The sequence below is a fragment of the Altererythrobacter sp. Root672 genome (assembly GCF_001427865.1).
Taxonomy (GTDB): domain Bacteria; phylum Pseudomonadota; class Alphaproteobacteria; order Sphingomonadales; family Sphingomonadaceae; genus Croceibacterium_A.
The window spans coordinates 540,718-554,549 of sequence record NZ_LMHH01000003.1 but is presented as its reverse complement, the minus strand read 5'-3'; the positions used below and the strand labels follow the sequence as shown (position 1 = coordinate 554,549).

Annotated in this window: 12 protein-coding genes; 7 read left to right on the top strand and 5 right to left on the bottom strand. The window is 64.5% G+C overall.

What is annotated here, in order from left to right:
* The 6 genes from ASD76_RS16680 to ASD76_RS16655 all read left to right on the top strand — a co-directional run bounded on the left by ASD76_RS16680 (position 1) and on the right by ASD76_RS16655 (position 5,429).
* Positions 1–894 carry a class III extradiol dioxygenase subunit beta gene (locus tag ASD76_RS16680; protein WP_055925737.1) on the top strand — a complete coding sequence of 298 codons (894 nt, stop codon included), beginning with the start codon at positions 1–3 and terminating at the stop codon, positions 892–894.
* A gap of 88 nt (positions 895–982) precedes the next feature.
* Positions 983–1,939 (top strand): Gfo/Idh/MocA family oxidoreductase, encoded by a 957-nt coding sequence (locus tag ASD76_RS16675; RefSeq protein WP_055925734.1) that lies wholly within the window; start codon positions 983–985, stop codon positions 1,937–1,939.
* Between the two features lie 94 nt (positions 1,940–2,033).
* Complete coding sequence (locus tag ASD76_RS16670) at positions 2,034–2,402, top strand: hypothetical protein (protein WP_055925729.1); 369 nt, start codon at positions 2,034–2,036, stop codon at positions 2,400–2,402.
* Positions 2,403–2,445: 43 nt separating this feature from the next.
* Positions 2,446–3,447 carry an aldo/keto reductase gene (locus ASD76_RS16665; RefSeq protein ID WP_055925726.1) on the top strand — a complete coding sequence of 334 codons (1,002 nt, stop codon included), beginning with the start codon at positions 2,446–2,448 and terminating at the stop codon, positions 3,445–3,447.
* The gene (locus ASD76_RS16660; protein ID WP_055925724.1) at positions 3,444–4,247 is read left to right on the top strand and encodes a CmcJ/NvfI family oxidoreductase; all 804 of its coding nucleotides are present in this window, start codon (positions 3,444–3,446) and stop codon (positions 4,245–4,247) included. Before ASD76_RS16665 ends, ASD76_RS16660 begins: the two co-directional genes overlap by 4 nt.
* A gap of 78 nt (positions 4,248–4,325) precedes the next feature.
* On the top strand, positions 4,326–5,429 hold the full coding sequence (locus ASD76_RS16655) for a DUF5694 domain-containing protein (RefSeq protein WP_235506862.1): 1,104 nt from the start codon (positions 4,326–4,328) through the stop codon (positions 5,427–5,429).
* 7 nt (positions 5,430–5,436) lie between these two features.
* Here the strand turns inward: ASD76_RS16655 and ASD76_RS16650 are convergent, their stop codons facing one another.
* Complete coding sequence (locus ASD76_RS16650; RefSeq protein WP_055925721.1) at positions 5,437–6,120, bottom strand: HPP family protein; 684 nt, start codon at positions 6,118–6,120, stop codon at positions 5,437–5,439.
* Positions 6,121–6,624: 504 nt separating this feature from the next.
* On the opposite strand from ASD76_RS16650, the gene ASD76_RS16645 reads away from it, so the two are divergent.
* Positions 6,625–9,255, top strand: coding sequence for a PAS domain-containing protein (locus ASD76_RS16645; RefSeq protein ID WP_055925718.1), 2,631 nt, complete (start codon positions 6,625–6,627; stop codon positions 9,253–9,255).
* Positions 9,256–9,282: 27 nt separating this feature from the next.
* On the opposite strand, the gene ASD76_RS16640 is transcribed toward ASD76_RS16645, so the two are convergent.
* The 4 genes from ASD76_RS16640 to ASD76_RS16625 all read right to left on the bottom strand — a co-directional run bounded on the left by ASD76_RS16640 (position 9,283) and on the right by ASD76_RS16625 (position 13,782).
* Positions 9,283–10,584, bottom strand: a complete 1,302-nt coding sequence (locus tag ASD76_RS16640; RefSeq protein ID WP_235506860.1) for a serine hydrolase domain-containing protein — start codon at positions 10,582–10,584, stop codon at positions 9,283–9,285.
* Complete coding sequence (locus tag ASD76_RS16635) at positions 10,584–11,471, bottom strand: dienelactone hydrolase family protein (RefSeq protein WP_055925715.1); 888 nt, start codon at positions 11,469–11,471, stop codon at positions 10,584–10,586. The genes ASD76_RS16640 and ASD76_RS16635 overlap by 1 nt, the downstream gene beginning before the upstream one ends.
* A gap of 285 nt (positions 11,472–11,756) precedes the next feature.
* The gene (locus ASD76_RS16630; RefSeq protein ID WP_055925712.1) at positions 11,757–12,638 is read right to left on the bottom strand and encodes a dienelactone hydrolase family protein; all 882 of its coding nucleotides are present in this window, start codon (positions 12,636–12,638) and stop codon (positions 11,757–11,759) included.
* Positions 12,639–12,852: 214 nt separating this feature from the next.
* Positions 12,853–13,782 (bottom strand): SDR family NAD(P)-dependent oxidoreductase, encoded by a 930-nt coding sequence (locus tag ASD76_RS16625; protein ID WP_055925709.1) that lies wholly within the window; start codon positions 13,780–13,782, stop codon positions 12,853–12,855.
* Positions 13,783–13,832: the final 50 nt, after the last annotated feature.

Genomic DNA, 13,832 nt, shown 5'->3' with positions numbered 1-13,832 from the left:
ATGGCCCGCATTACCGCCGGCATCACCTCGAGCCACATCCCCGCGCTGGGCGCGGCGATGCAGACCGGGACTTCGGGCAACGATTACTGGGGCCCGGTGTTCAAGGGCTACGAGCCGATCAAGGAGTGGATCCAGCAGCCGGGCAACATGCCCGACGTGGTGATCCTGGTTTACAACGACCATGCCTCCGCGTTCGACATGAACATCATCCCGACGTTCGCGATCGGCTGCGCCGAAAGCTTCAAGTCGGCCGACGAAGGCTGGGGCCCGCGCCCGGTGCCTGACGTGATCGGCGATCCGGACCTCGCCTGGCACATCGCCCAGAGCCTGATCCTCGACGAATTCGACATGACCATCATGAACCAGATGGACGTCGACCACGGCTGCACCGTGCCGCTGAGCATGATCTTCGGCGAGCCCGACAAGTGGCCGTGCAAGGTCATCCCGTTCCCGGTCAACGTGGTCACTTATCCGCCGCCCTCGGGCAACCGCTGCTACTCGCTGGGCGAGAGCATCCGCGCCGCAGTCGAGAGCTATCCGGAAGACCTTAACGTGCAAGTCTGGGGCACCGGCGGCATGAGCCACCAGCTCCAGGGCCCGCGCGCCGGCCTGATCAACAAGGACTTCGACCTCGCGTTCATCCGCGACCTGATCGAAGACCCGGAACGCCTGCGCAAGATGCCGCACATCGAGTACCTGCGCGAAGCGGGCTCGGAAGGCATCGAGCTGGTCATGTGGCTGATCATGCGCGGCGCGCTCGGCGACAAGGGCGTGGAGGAGCTTTACCGCTTCTACCACATCCCGGCTTCGAACACCGCGCTCGGCGCGCTCATCCTGCAGCCCGAAGGCATCGGCGCTGCCGGGCCGTCAGTGCGCGAGCAGGTCGACGCCTGATCCAAATCTCCCCTCCCCAAGCGGGAGGGGACCGACAAACCTCTAGCCCCGCCCGCTTGCGGGAGGGGCACTTGATTAGGAGACCCCCATGCGCATTGCTCTCGCCGGCGCCGGCGCCTTCGGTGAAAAGCACCTCGACGGCCTCAAGAACATCGACGGCGTCGAAATCGTCTCGATCATTTCCCGCCGCGCCGAACAGGCCGCGGAAGTGGCCGCCAAGTACGGCGCCAGGCACTCGGGCACCGAACTGAGCGAAGCGCTCGAACGCGACGATGTCGATGCGGTGATCCTCTGCACCCCTACCCAAATGCACGCCGAACAGGCGATCGCCTGCATGAACGCGGGCAAGCACGTGCAGGTCGAAATTCCGCTGTCGGACACCTGGGCCGATGCCGAGGCCGTGCTCAAAAAGCAGCAGGAAACCGGCCTCGTCTGCATGGTCGGCCACACCCGCCGCTTCAACCCGAGCCACCAGTACGTCCATAACAAGATCGTCGCCGGCGAGCTGTCGATCCAGCAGATGGATGTGCAGACCTACTTCTTCCGCCGCAAGAACATGAACGCCAAGGGCGAAGCCCGCTCGTGGACCGACCACCTGCTGTGGCACCACGCGGCGCACACGATCGACCTGTTCGCCTACCAGGCCGGCAAGATCGTCACCGCCAACGCCATCCAGGGGCCCAAGCACCCGGAACTGGGCATCGCGATGGACATGTCGATCCAGCTCAAGAGCGAAAGCGGTGCGATCTGCACTCTGTCGCTGAGCTTCAATAACGACGGCCCGCTCGGCACCTTCTTCCGCTACATCGGCGACACCGCGACCTACATCGCGCGCTACGACGATCTGGTCACCGGCAAGGAAGAACCGATCGACCTGACCGGCGTGACCGTGTCGAACAACGGCATCGAGCTGCAGGACCGCGAATTCATCGCCGCGATCCGCGAAGGACGCGAACCGAACAGCTCGGTCGCCCAGGTGCTCGACTGCTATCGCGTGATCGGCGAACTCGCCGCGAGCCTCGAAGCGCAGGACGGCTGGTCCTGATCGCTGCTCGGGTCGTCGTGCCGTTAAGGTATTGTTGAACCAATAGTATGCTAGAGGGCTCCCCAACAAAAACAGAACAAAGTTGGGGAGCCTCATGGCTGAACTGGATCGGATCCTGGGCGAGGCCCAGGAAACGCACCTGCTGATGCAAAAAGCCGCAAAGTCCACTGAAGAGCGGGCTGTGCGCGACATCGTCCGTCTGCGGACGCGTTTTGCGACACTGATTGCCGAAATGATGGGGTCGATCAAAGCCGACGCCCGCCTCAAAGCGCGCCCGGAAGTGGCCCAGGAATTCGAAAGCCAGTTCTTCGAAATGCGCCAGGCCCTGGCCCAGCACCAGTCGAAGTGGCGCAGCACCCAGATCGACGAAGATCACGCCGGCTACCGCCGCTCGACCGACGAGCTCGGGCGCAAGCAGGATTCGTTCTACAACTGGGCTCAGAAGGCACTCTCCGAACTCTAAACCGGGTTGCCTTCCCGCCGTCTTCTCCGCCAGAGGGGAAGGCATGACTGACACAACCCGTACGATCTCCGGCAAGGCGCTCCACCCGGTGGGCCTTGGATGCATGAACCTGTCCTGGGCCTATGGTACCCCGCCGAGCCATGACGATGGGATGAAGCTGCTCAACCGCGCGCTGGACCTCGGCTACAACCACCTCGACACCGCGCGCATCTACGGCGGCGGAAAGAACGAGGCGCTGATCGGCGAGGCTCTCAAAGGCCGGCGCAACGAGTTCTTCCTCGCCTCGAAGTGCGGCATCGTCGTCGAAGGCCCGAAGCGGGGCGTGGATTGTTCGCCCGAAGCCATCGACCGGGCGATCGACGAGAGCCTCCGCCTGCTCGGCACCGATCACATCGACCTCTACTACATGCACCGCTTCGACCCGAACGTCGGCATCGCGGATTCGGTCGGCGCCCTCGCGCGTGCGATGGAATCCGGCAAGATCGGCGCTTACGGCGTATCCGAATGGTCCTCCGCCCATATCCGCGAGGCGCATGGCGTCCACGCGGTGGGCGCGGTGCAGACCGAGTACTCGCTGTGGACCCGCAACGTCGAACTCGCCGTCCTCGACACCTGCCACGAGCTCGGCGTGCCGTTGGTGGCGTTCTCGCCGGTGGGGCGCGGGGCGCTCTGCGGTGTGCTGCGCGATCCCTCGACGCTCGAGGAGAGCGACCTGCGCACCAAGATGCCGCGCTTCAACGCGGAGAACTGGCCGCACAACCTCGCGTTGATCGACGGCCTTGCCGCCCTCGCCAAGGAAGTGGGCGTCACGACGGGCCAACTGGCCCTCGCCTGGGTCCTTTCGCGCGGCGATCATGTGCACGTGATCCCCGGCACTACGAACCTGCAGCACCTGGCCGACAACTACGCCGCCTGGGACCTGCAATTGCCTGCAGATGTGCTTGAAGCCGCGGGCAAATTGATCAACGAAGACACCGTTGCCGGCCATCGTTATCACGACGCCATCCGGCCCACGATCGACACCGAGGAATTCGAACCGGCATGACCGAAGTACGCGCAAAGATCGGCTATTCGGAACGCACCGAGAAGAAGCCCTATTTCTACGCCAATGCGCACGAGAAGGACTTCGTCCCGCTGGCTCCCGAGGAAGTCGCCATCGCCGATGCGCGGGGGCTAGGGTGCACGCTCGACCGCGAAGGCTTTACCCTGGTCGAACACAAGAGCGCGGTAGCGGACCTGACCGACCTCAAGGCGGTCGCCGAGATCCATCGTGGCGAGATCGCCGACTTGCTCAAGCAACTGACCGGCTGCGACGAGGTGGTGATCACCCCGATGGGCATCCTGCGCTTCTCCGAGAAGCTCGGCGAGAACGAGGCGCACGACAACTCGCACCCCGCCCGCTTCGTCCATGTCGACATGGCCAAGGAAGCCGCCGCCGCCATGCGCGACAAGGCTGCGCCCGCCGGCAAGACCGTGATCCGCAGCGCCCAGTACAACGTCTGGCGCGCGCTCTCGGGCGCACCGCAGGACGTGCCGCTCGGCCTCTGCGCTTACCCCAGCGTCGCCCCGGAAGACCTGCTCGACTGCGACGCGATCTTCGATCCGCCAGACGGCAGCCCGGAATGGGGCTTCCCCAACTACCTGCTGGCGCCCAACCCGAACCACCGCTGGTACTACTATTCGAACATGACGCCGGACGAGGCGATCGTGTTCACCACCAGCGAAAGCGACCCCGATCGCGCCCAGTGCATGCCGCACGGCGCGTTCGACAACCCACTCGCCGGCCCGGACTCCCCTGCGCGGGTCAGCCTGGAAATGCGCGGGACCTGCTACTGGTTCGAGTGAGACGTCGGCGCCTCAGGTGTGTTGACTGGATAATACAGTAAGGCTAGCCGTCCATGATGTTCCTTTAGAGGGGGTGTCATGGGCCGCATGCTTTATCGTTCGACGGTCGCGGCGCTGGGCCTGATGGCGGGGGTTCTGGGCCCCACGCAATGGGCCACCGCGCAAGAATATCGCCCCGCCTTCCGTCCTGACCAGCTCAAGGGCCCGCCCGCCGGACGCCCGAACGAAGTGCTGGTGCTCGGCACCCAGCATCTGTCCGAAATGCCCGACACGTTCGAGCCCGCCCTGCTCGACCCGCTGCTCGACCGCCTTGCAGGGTGGCGCCCGGAAGCCATCGCGATCGAGCGGGTCTCCGGCCTGCAATGCGACGCCTTGCGCCGCTACCCTTCGCGCTATGCCGCGTCGGTCAAGGACTACTGCTATGATCCCTCCGCCGCCGGACTCGCCACCGGACTAGATGTCCATGCCGCCAACGCCGAAGCCGAACGGCTGCTTGCCGCGTGGCCCTCGGCCCCGTCCGCCGCTCAGCGCCGCAACCTGGCGGCGGTGTTCCTGGCCGCTGGGGAGCCTGTTTCCGCATTGGTGCAATGGCTCCGCCTGCCGGCCGAAGAACGCCGCGAAGGCGATGGCCTCAACGCAGAACTGGTCGCCTCGCTCAACCGCATGAAGGACCTGCGCAACGAGGACAGTCTGATTGCCGCCCCCCTCGCGGCCCGCCTCGGTCTCGACCGCTTGTGGAGTGTCGACGATCACTCCGCCGACAGCCCCGGCCCGGCCGACCAAGAGGCCTACGAGGCCGCTATCATGCAAGCGTGGGACAACCCCGCCACCAAAGCTCGCATCGAAGAAGACAAGCAGCTCCAGGCCGGCCTGTCGCAACCCGACGGGCTGATGGCGATGTACCGAGCGGTCAACGCGCCTCAGACCGCAGAGCTCGCCTACCAATCGGATTTCGGCGCCGCATTTACCGAACCGTCAACCCAAGGGTTCGGCCGCGCCTACCTGGGCTATTGGGAAACCCGCAACTTGCGCATGGTGGCGAACATTCGCGACGTGCTCGGCCAGCACCCGGGAAGCCGCCTGCTCGCCATCGTCGGCGCGTCGCACAAGGGCTACTACGAGGCCTACCTGAACCAGATGCACGACGTGCAACTGGTCGATGCGAACACCCTGCTGCGATAAGCTCGAGTCAGCGCTTCGGCCCTTGCCGCCGCTCAATCGCGTAGAGTTCAGCGTGCGTCAGCAGCACGTCGAGGTCTTCGCGGCTGATGTCGAAGTGATCGGGCAGGTCGGCAAGCGCCCGGTCGATGTCCTCAAGGTGCAGCCCAGACGCCTGCAGCGAGTCTCCTGCAGGAATGGGGATGTGCGGATAGCTGTGACCTGAGAAGCGGTGAAAGAACATCGCCAGCGACACCAGCGCGATCGAGTTCAGCGCCACCGGGCTGAACGCGAATGCGTAGCCCGCCGCGTGAATGTCATTGGTGCCGATCACTGCGGTCAGCGCCGCCGCGCCGCCGGGTGGATGCAGGCAGCGGCACAGTGTCATCACCAGGATTGCCAGCCCCACCGCCACGCCCGCCGCGATGGTGTGGTCCGGGATCATCTGGAAGGCGAACACCCCGACAAGCGAGGATAGCGTGTTCCCCCCGACCACCGACCACGGCTGCGCCAGCGGACTGGCCGGCACCGCAAACACCAGCACCGCCGAGGCGCCGAGCGGGGCGACGATGATCGGCAAGTTCTCGAGCGCGATCGGCAACTGGCTGCAGACGACGATCGTCAGGGCAATGCAAATGGTCGCCCCGACACAGGCGACGATCCGATCAGTCAGCCGGGCTCCGGCAAGCATCGGCTTGAAAACCGCGAATGGCATTTGTCCTCCGGAGCCGGTGTTAGTCCGAGGCGCGCTTACTGGCGTGAATGCTGTTGGGAAAGGCCCGCGATCGGTTGGGGCCACTCGTCATCTACCGCCCAAAAAGAGGGCGGCCCCCTAGAGAGCCGCCCGGAAAAGTGGAACCCGTTGCATTGCTGCTTCGAGCCCTTTGGGTCGCAAGAGCATTAAGACCCTGATTTACCAAATGATCCAGTAACTTTTGATAAGATGGCGTAAATTACGCGAATTGGAACTTAGTAAATCGGCCGATACGACCGTTTTCGAACCAACCGGACATAAATATCTAACTTAAGTTGCCGGCATCGCGCGATGAGCACCGTCGCCACCTAATGATTTCGAACCGATTCGCATCGGTGTGCGCGCGCGGCAAGGCGTGCCCGACAAAGTGCCGCAGCCGCCGGGAAGACGGCAGACTAGGAACCCGTTCTTTTGTAGAGAGTTGCTCAAGGGGTTCGTCCGTAGACGGACTAGGGGGCCGCCAGAATGGATGTGACGTCAAGGAGCAGATGCGCGACGGACGCTGCCGAACGCGCGTTCCTGGGTCACAGCGACACCGCGAAGCTGATTGCACGCCGAGACTGGTCGGCCACGTCCATCGGCTCCATCGACCAGTGGCCGCAAAGCCTCAAATCCGTGCTGAGCATCATGATGCACGGCACCGTGCCGATGGTGCTGCTGTGGAACGAAGACGGCGTCATGCTCTACAACGATGCCTACTCCCGCTTCGCCGGTGGCAGGCATCCCGAGCTGCTCGGCACCAAAGTCCGCGAAGGCTGGCCCGAGGTGGCGGACTTCAATGACAACGTGATGAGAGTCGGCCTCGCCGGCGGAACTCTCTCGTACAAGGATCACGAACTCACGCTGCTGCGCCACGGGCATCCGGAACAGGTGTTCATGGACCTCTCCTATTCACCGGTTCTCGACGAGAGCGGCGAGCCGGGCGGCGTGCTTTGCGTGCTCACTGAAACGACCGAGCGCGTACAATCGCAGCGCCAGACCGAAGCCGCCGAGGCCGCGCTGCGTGAAGAGACAAGCGCCCTTGCAACGTTGAACCGCACCGGCGCCGCGCTGGCCGCCGAGCTCGATCTCGAGCGCGTGGTGCAAATGGTCACCGACGCCGGCGTGGAGCTGACTGGCGCCAAGTTCGGAGCCTTCTTCCACAATGTCGCCGGACAGGATGGCGAAAGCTACATGCTCTACACGCTCTCGGGCGCCGACATTTCGGCCTTCGAGAGCTTGGGGATGCCGCGGGCGACACCCGTGTTCAAACCGACGTTCGATGGAACCGGCGTCATTAGATCCAACGATATCCTGGCCGATCTTCGCTACGGGAAGTTGGCGCCCCATCATGGCATGCCCGACGGGCATTTGCCGGTCCGGAGCTATCTCGCCGTCCCGGTCACCTCGAGGGAAGGCGATGTCATCGGCGGGTTGTTCTTCGGGCATCCGGAACCGGGCCGCTTCGGTGCGCGCCACGAGCAACTGATGCTCGGCGCCGCATCGCAAGCAGCGATCGCGATCGACAATGCTCGCCTCTATCAGTCGGACCAGCGGACCAAGGAAACGCTCGAACGGCGCGTGCAAGAAGCACTGGCCCAGCGCAACTTGCTGGCCGATGTCGTCGAAAGCACCGACGCCATCGTCCAGATCGTCGCGCCCGACTTCACCTTCCTCGGCATCAATCGCGCCGCCGCCGACGAATACGAGCGCATGTTTGGTTTCCGTCCCAAGGCAGGTGACAACAAGCTTGAGCTTTGCAGGGATCACCCTGCCTATTGGACCATGGCCCAGCGTCTCTGGGCACGCGCGCTGTCCGGTGAAGAATTCGCCGAGGTGACACACCTCGTCGATCGGGAGGGCAACCAACGGTCCTATGAGATGCGGTTCAATGTCCTGCGCGACAGCGAGGGACAGCAGATCGGCGCCTACCAGTTCGCACATGACATCACCGAGCGCTTGGACGACCACCGGCGTCTGGCCGAAGCGCAGGACGCGCTACGGCAGAGCCAGAAGATGGAAGCCGTCGGCCAGCTGGTCTCGGGCCTGGCCCATGACTTCAACAATGTGCTGGGTGCGGTCATCGGCGCGCTCGACCTGATCGGCCGCCGGCCCGACGAGAGCGAACGTGTCCGCCGCTTCGCCGAGGCGGGCCTGCAAGCGGCCGAGCGAGGCTCGAAGCTGACTTCGCAATTGCTGGCATTCTCAAGGTCGCAGCGGATCGAGTTGAAGCCGATCTTCGTATGCGACGTGATCGAGAACTTGCGCGAGATGCTGAGCCGTACCTTGGGTCCCATGATCGGGTTGGAATTCGCGCTCAATCCGGACCCAGTGCCGGTCCTCGCTGATGCCACGCAAGTCGAGATGATGGTCCTCAATCTCGCGCTGAACGCGCGTGACGCGATGCCCGACGGTGGCCGCCTGTCCATCTCCACCAAGGCCCGGACCATTAGCGGCGACGCTGAGCTGGCGGATGGCAAGTATGTCGAACTGACGGTTGCCGACACCGGAACAGGGATGGACCCGCAGACGCTTGCGCGCGCGATGGATCCCTTTTTCACCACCAAGGCGCTCGGCAAGGGAACCGGACTGGGGTTGGCGCAAGTCTACGGAAGCGCGCGGCAAGCTGGCGGCACCGTGCGGATCGAAAGCGTGCTCGACGAAGGTACCGCCGTGCGGGTGCTGCTCCCGCGGACCGAGCTTTCCTGCGAATCGTCCGAAGGTGACGGCACTGCGACGCTGCCGACCGGGAGCGGAGGCGGACGCATTCTTGTGGTCGATGACGACATCGACATGCGGGGGATGATCGTGAACTCGCTCGAAACGCTGGGGTTCAGTGTCCTCGAGGCAGCTGACGGCCCATCAGGACTGACTGTGCTGGAGACCACGCGCCCTGACGCCCTGGTCGTGGATTTCGCCATGCCCGGCATGACCGGCGCCGAGTTCGCGGCAGCCGCTCGCGAGCGTTATCCCCATATCCCGATCGTGATCGCCAGCGGATACGCCGACAGCGCTTCGATCGAGCGGGCCGTGGGTACCAGCGCGCAACTGTTGCGCAAACCGTTCCGGGTGGACGAACTCTTGAATGCCGTAAGCCACGCCATTCGATCGGACTGACCGCGACTGCGGCCTATCCCCGCGCCCTCACTGCCCCGAGTACCCCTCCCCGTAGACAGCATCCCTTATGTCGTGATGCAGCGTCCCGTCGAAGGGGATCTTCTGCGTCGCGAAGACCACGGCCATGTCGTTTTGCGGATCGACCCAGAACAGCATCGAGGGATAGCCGTCCCAGAAGAACTCACCCACAGCGCCGCGGTTTTCCTGGGGCGTCTGCGGTGGGCGCGTGCGGACGAAGACATCGAAGCCGAAGCCGCCCGAACCCTTGCTCGGTAGCCAAAGACGGTCCTTATTCTCGATCCGCGGGTCGAGCTGGTCGGTCGACAGCAGGCGGACGGTCGCGGGCTGGAGGATGCGCGCACCGTCTAGCTCACCTTGGTTCAGGAGCATGCGGGCGAAGCGCATGTACTCGTCGATCGTGGTGACGATGCCCGAACCGCCCATGGTCATCGGCTTGCCGGCGAAGTTGGGTTCGAGCCAGGTCTCGCGCGGCATGCGTTCGAAGCCATCCTTCCCCACGCTGTAGATCGCGGCGAGGCGTGGCAGCATGTCGGGGCTGCATTTCCAGCACGACTGGGTCATGCCGAGCGGCCGGAAGATGTGTTCGGTCACGTATTGGTCGAACGGCTGGCCCGACAGCACTTCGACCAGCCGCGCCTGGACATCGACGCCAGCGCTGTAATGCCAGTGGGTGCCCGGATCGTAGAGCAGCGGTACCTTGGGCATCAGCTCGGCAAATTGGGCCAAGGTGTGGTCTGGCGAGAGCGGCTGGAGCAGGTTCCAGATCGCGTCGGTCGGGTGATTGGCACCGCCATAGGTGAACCCGGCCGTCTGCCGCAGCACGTCGCGGATGGTGATCGGGCGGCTCGGCGCACGCAGCTTGGCTGCGCCATCGGGCAGGCTGGCGTCGTAGACCTGGACCTGGGCAAATTGCGGCAGGTAGCGTTCGAGCGGGTCGTCGAGGCCGAACTTGCCCTGCTCCCACAACTGCATCAGCGCCACGCCAGTGACCGGCTTGGTCATCGAGAAGACCTGCACCAGGGTATCGCGGGTAAATGGGCGCTTGGCCTCAAGGTCGGCGAGGCCGGCGTTGCCGTAGTGAACCTCCTGCCCGTCCTTCCACACCAGCACTTCGGCTCCGGCAACACGTCCCGAGGCGACCATGTCCTGTATCTCGCGGTCGATCCGGGTGCCGTCGAGCGTGAAGCCAGTACCACCTCCCCCCATCGGCTGAGCCGCCAGCGGTCGCCCGACAAAGACAAGCAGGCAGACGGCCAGGGCGGCGGCACGCCACGCGCGGCCGCCCGACCCACGACGCGGTGGGGCCATTAGAGCGCAGTCTTGTAGAGGTTAAGCAACCGCGCCCACGAGGCGTCATCCTGGTCGTAGTCGTAGACCGGGGAATCGACCACGGTCCAACCGTGATCGGCCGGGTAGACCTTGATCTCCGCCGGACGCCCCGCCGCCGTCGCAGCGGCCTTCAAGGCATCCTTGTCGCCAGGCGCTTTCTTGTCGTCATCGCGGGCGATGGCAAACAGGAAGCTAGCCTGGGTCTGCCCGAGCATCTTCGAGGGGGAGGTCGCATCTTCCCCGACCAGTCCGCCGCCGTGAAACGTCGCCACGGCCTTGACCCGCTCCGGCGCGGCAGCAGCCGTCCACACCGCAAGCGGTCCGCCCATGCAGTAACCTTGCACGCCAATGCCCTTCGAGGTGTCGACCGAATCCTGCTTGTCGAGAAAGGCGACCACCGCCTTTGCAGTTTCCGCGACCGCCTCGGGCGTCAGCTTGGCGCGCCAGGGACCGACCTTCTCCATCCCGCCTTGCGCGCGCCAGTCGTCAAAGTCGTCGAACTGGGGCGCTTCCTTGTCCTGGAAATAGGGATTGAGCACCAGCACGGCATAGCCTTCGCCCGCCAGACGCCGGCTCATCGACATGAAGGCGTCGCGCACACCAGCAATGTCGGGCCAGACCACGACCGCGGGATGCTTCCCCTCTACCGGATGGGAGAAGAAGGCATCCATCTTGCCGCCAGCCGCATCGAACTTCACGGTCTGCTCGGTTTCGCCTGCGGCCGCGTCAACGTCATCCATGGGAGTGCAAGCGATCAACGTCGCCACCGCGCCCATCGCCGCGAATTCCCGGCGGTTCATGCCGCCAGCGTTTTTGCGCTTTTCCTGGCGCTTATCCATGTCAGCAAGATGGTCTTGGTCGCACATGACTCCCCTCCCTCGCATCCGTTTCCCGGTACGAGAATAACTCATTGCAGCGCGTCCTCAAAGGGGCTGACGAGTTGTTAAGAGTGGGAAATCCTCCCCGAGCTTGCTCGGGGAGGGGGACCGTCCGCGTCCTTCGACAAGCTCAGGACAAACGGGGCCAAAGGTAGGCCCGTTCGTGGTGAGCTTGTCGAACCACCTGCGCACGGCCGCCTGCCCCTCCGTCAGCCGCCTTTCGGCGTCCGCCACCTCCCCGAGACAAGCTCGGGGAGGATGGGAATATTCAACTTAAAGCGCCGTCTTGTAGAGGTTCAGCAACCGCGCCCAGGCGCGCTCCGCCTCGGCCTCGTTGTAGACCGGGCTGTCGGGCACGGTCCAACCATGGTCGCCCTGGTAGACCTCGATCTCGGCCGGGCGTCCGGCGGCCTGGGCGGCGGCCTTGAGCTCGTCCTTCTCGGTCGGGGCCTGCGCATCGTCGTTCTTGGCGATGGCGATCAGGAAGCTCGCCTGAGTCTTCGGGATCAGCTTGATCGGGACATTGGGATCGTTGGGATCGGCCCGGTTGGTCACCAGCCCGCCACCGTGGAACGAGGCCGCCGCCTTGACCCGGCTCGGTACGGCTGCCGCGGTGCGCACGGTGAACGGCCCGCCCATGCAATAGCCCTGATTGCCAATGCCCTTGGCGGTATCGACCGAGGCCTGCTGGTCGAGCCAGGCGACCACGGCCTTGGCGGTTTCGGTCACGTTCTCGTGCGTATTCTGCGCCATCCACGGACCGACCTTCTGGAAGCCGCCGTTGTCTCGGAAGTCGGCAAAGTCCTTGAACTGCGGCGCCGGCAAGGTGCGATAGAACGGATTGACCACCAGCACCGAATAGCCCGAGCTGGCGAGACGACGGCCCATGGCCTTCTTGGCATCACGCAAGCCAGCGATGTCCGGCCAGAGGATGACCGCGGGATGCTTGCCCGACGACGGATGGACGAAGAACGCGTCCATGGTCCCGCCCGGTGCGGCGAAGCTGACCATGTTCTCGGTGAGGCCACCGGCGCCTTGCGCATTGGCCACGGCCCAGGGGGCGAATGTCGCGCCAAGGCCGGCCACGGCGCCGAGAGTTCCGAATGTCCGCCGGCTTACGCGGCTCATATCGCTTAACTGGTCCAGCTCACACATCTCAAGGCTCCTCGAGTTTCCCCTTCGAGCCAGGAGGATAGCGGGTTGGAGCGAGAGGTCCAGCGCCTGCGATCTCGAGCACCCCTTTCGTCATTCCCGCGAACGCGGGAACCTAGTCGGCTCTTGCGTGAGCACGCTCTGGGTCCCCGCGTTCGCGGGGATGACGAAGGATAGTCCGACGAAGTACGGGTTGAGGTGCCTGTCCGGAAACCCGTCAGGTCAGGTCGTCGAGCTTGATGACCAGCCCCTCTTCGGCCGCCTTCATCGCATCGCGCCGCAGCTGCTCGATCTTGAGGCGGCCCGCCGGGGCTTCCTCGATCGGCAAGGCGGCCATGACGGCGGCGTGGACTTCCTCGAAGTCGGGGCCATGTTCCGGATGGGTCAGGATCAGGCCGCGCTGCTCGGTCATGCCGTTTAGGATCTTGGTGCCGACCTCGTAGGGATCCATGCCTTCTTCGAAGGCGGTGCCGAACTGCTCGAGCGCTTCCTTCGGGACATCCGGGAAACCGCTCTCGCCAAAGCCATCTGGCCGCTTGAGCGCGCTGGTCCAGGCGTTGGTGCGGGTCAGCGCCGGGCAGCATAGCGAGCACCCGATACCGTGCGGGGCAAGGTTGTAACGCAGGCTCTCGGTCAGCCCGCGCACGGCGAACTTGCTGGCGGTGTAGATGCCCGCCTGCGGGCCCGGCAGGAACGCCGCCATCGAGGCGACATTGACCACATGGCGGCGGCCGCTGGCCTGCTTGATCCTGGGCAGGAAGCTGACGAGACCATTGGCCACGCCGCCGAAGTTGACGCCCATGATCCAGTCGTAGTCGTCATAGCTCGCCTCGTCGGTCGGGCCGAACACCGAGACGCCGGCATTGTTCACCAGCACGTGGACTTCGCCGAAATGCGCGACCACTTCCTCTGCCACTTCGGCGAAGCGCTTGCGGTCGGTCACGTCGAGCTTGAGGAACAGCGGCTGCTCGTAGCCCTTGGCAGCGAACCATTCGGCCACGCGCGCCTTGTCGTCCTCGTTGCGATAGCTGAGCGCCAGCCGCATTCCGGCGTCGGCGAAGGCTTGCGCCACGCCCAGGCCGATCCCGGTCACTGCTCCGGTAACGAAGGCTACACGCCCTTCCCAGGGCCGTTCCGTCTCACTCATTATTGCCAAAACCTCTCGCCAAAACAGTCACGATCGTTAGTGTTGCATAC

Bases quoted from the DNA above. Each gene is read 5' to 3' on its own strand.
- ASD76_RS16625 (WP_055925709.1), bottom strand. From the start codon at position 13,782: ATGAGTGAGACGGAACGGCCCTGGGAAGGGCGTGTAGCCTTCGTTACC.
- ASD76_RS16640 (WP_235506860.1), bottom strand. From the start codon at position 10,584: ATGGCCCCACCGCGTCGTGGGTCGGGCGGCCGCGCGTGGCGTGCCGCC.
- ASD76_RS16645 (WP_055925718.1), top strand. From the start codon at position 6,625: ATGGATGTGACGTCAAGGAGCAGATGCGCGACGGACGCTGCCGAACGC.
- ASD76_RS16675 (WP_055925734.1), top strand. From the start codon at position 983: ATGCGCATTGCTCTCGCCGGCGCCGGCGCCTTCGGTGAAAAGCACCTC.
- ASD76_RS16630 (WP_055925712.1), bottom strand. From the start codon at position 12,638: ATGTGTGAGCTGGACCAGTTAAGCGATATGAGCCGCGTAAGCCGGCGG.
- ASD76_RS16665 (WP_055925726.1), top strand. From the start codon at position 2,446: ATGACTGACACAACCCGTACGATCTCCGGCAAGGCGCTCCACCCGGTG.
- ASD76_RS16680 (WP_055925737.1), top strand. From the start codon at position 1: ATGGCCCGCATTACCGCCGGCATCACCTCGAGCCACATCCCCGCGCTG.
- ASD76_RS16660 (WP_055925724.1), top strand. From the start codon at position 3,444: ATGACCGAAGTACGCGCAAAGATCGGCTATTCGGAACGCACCGAGAAG.
- ASD76_RS16670 (WP_055925729.1), top strand. From the start codon at position 2,034: ATGGCTGAACTGGATCGGATCCTGGGCGAGGCCCAGGAAACGCACCTG.
- ASD76_RS16650 (WP_055925721.1), bottom strand. From the start codon at position 6,120: ATGCCATTCGCGGTTTTCAAGCCGATGCTTGCCGGAGCCCGGCTGACT.
- ASD76_RS16635 (WP_055925715.1), bottom strand. From the start codon at position 11,471: ATGTGCGACCAAGACCATCTTGCTGACATGGATAAGCGCCAGGAAAAG.
- ASD76_RS16655 (WP_235506862.1), top strand. From the start codon at position 4,326: ATGGGCCGCATGCTTTATCGTTCGACGGTCGCGGCGCTGGGCCTGATG.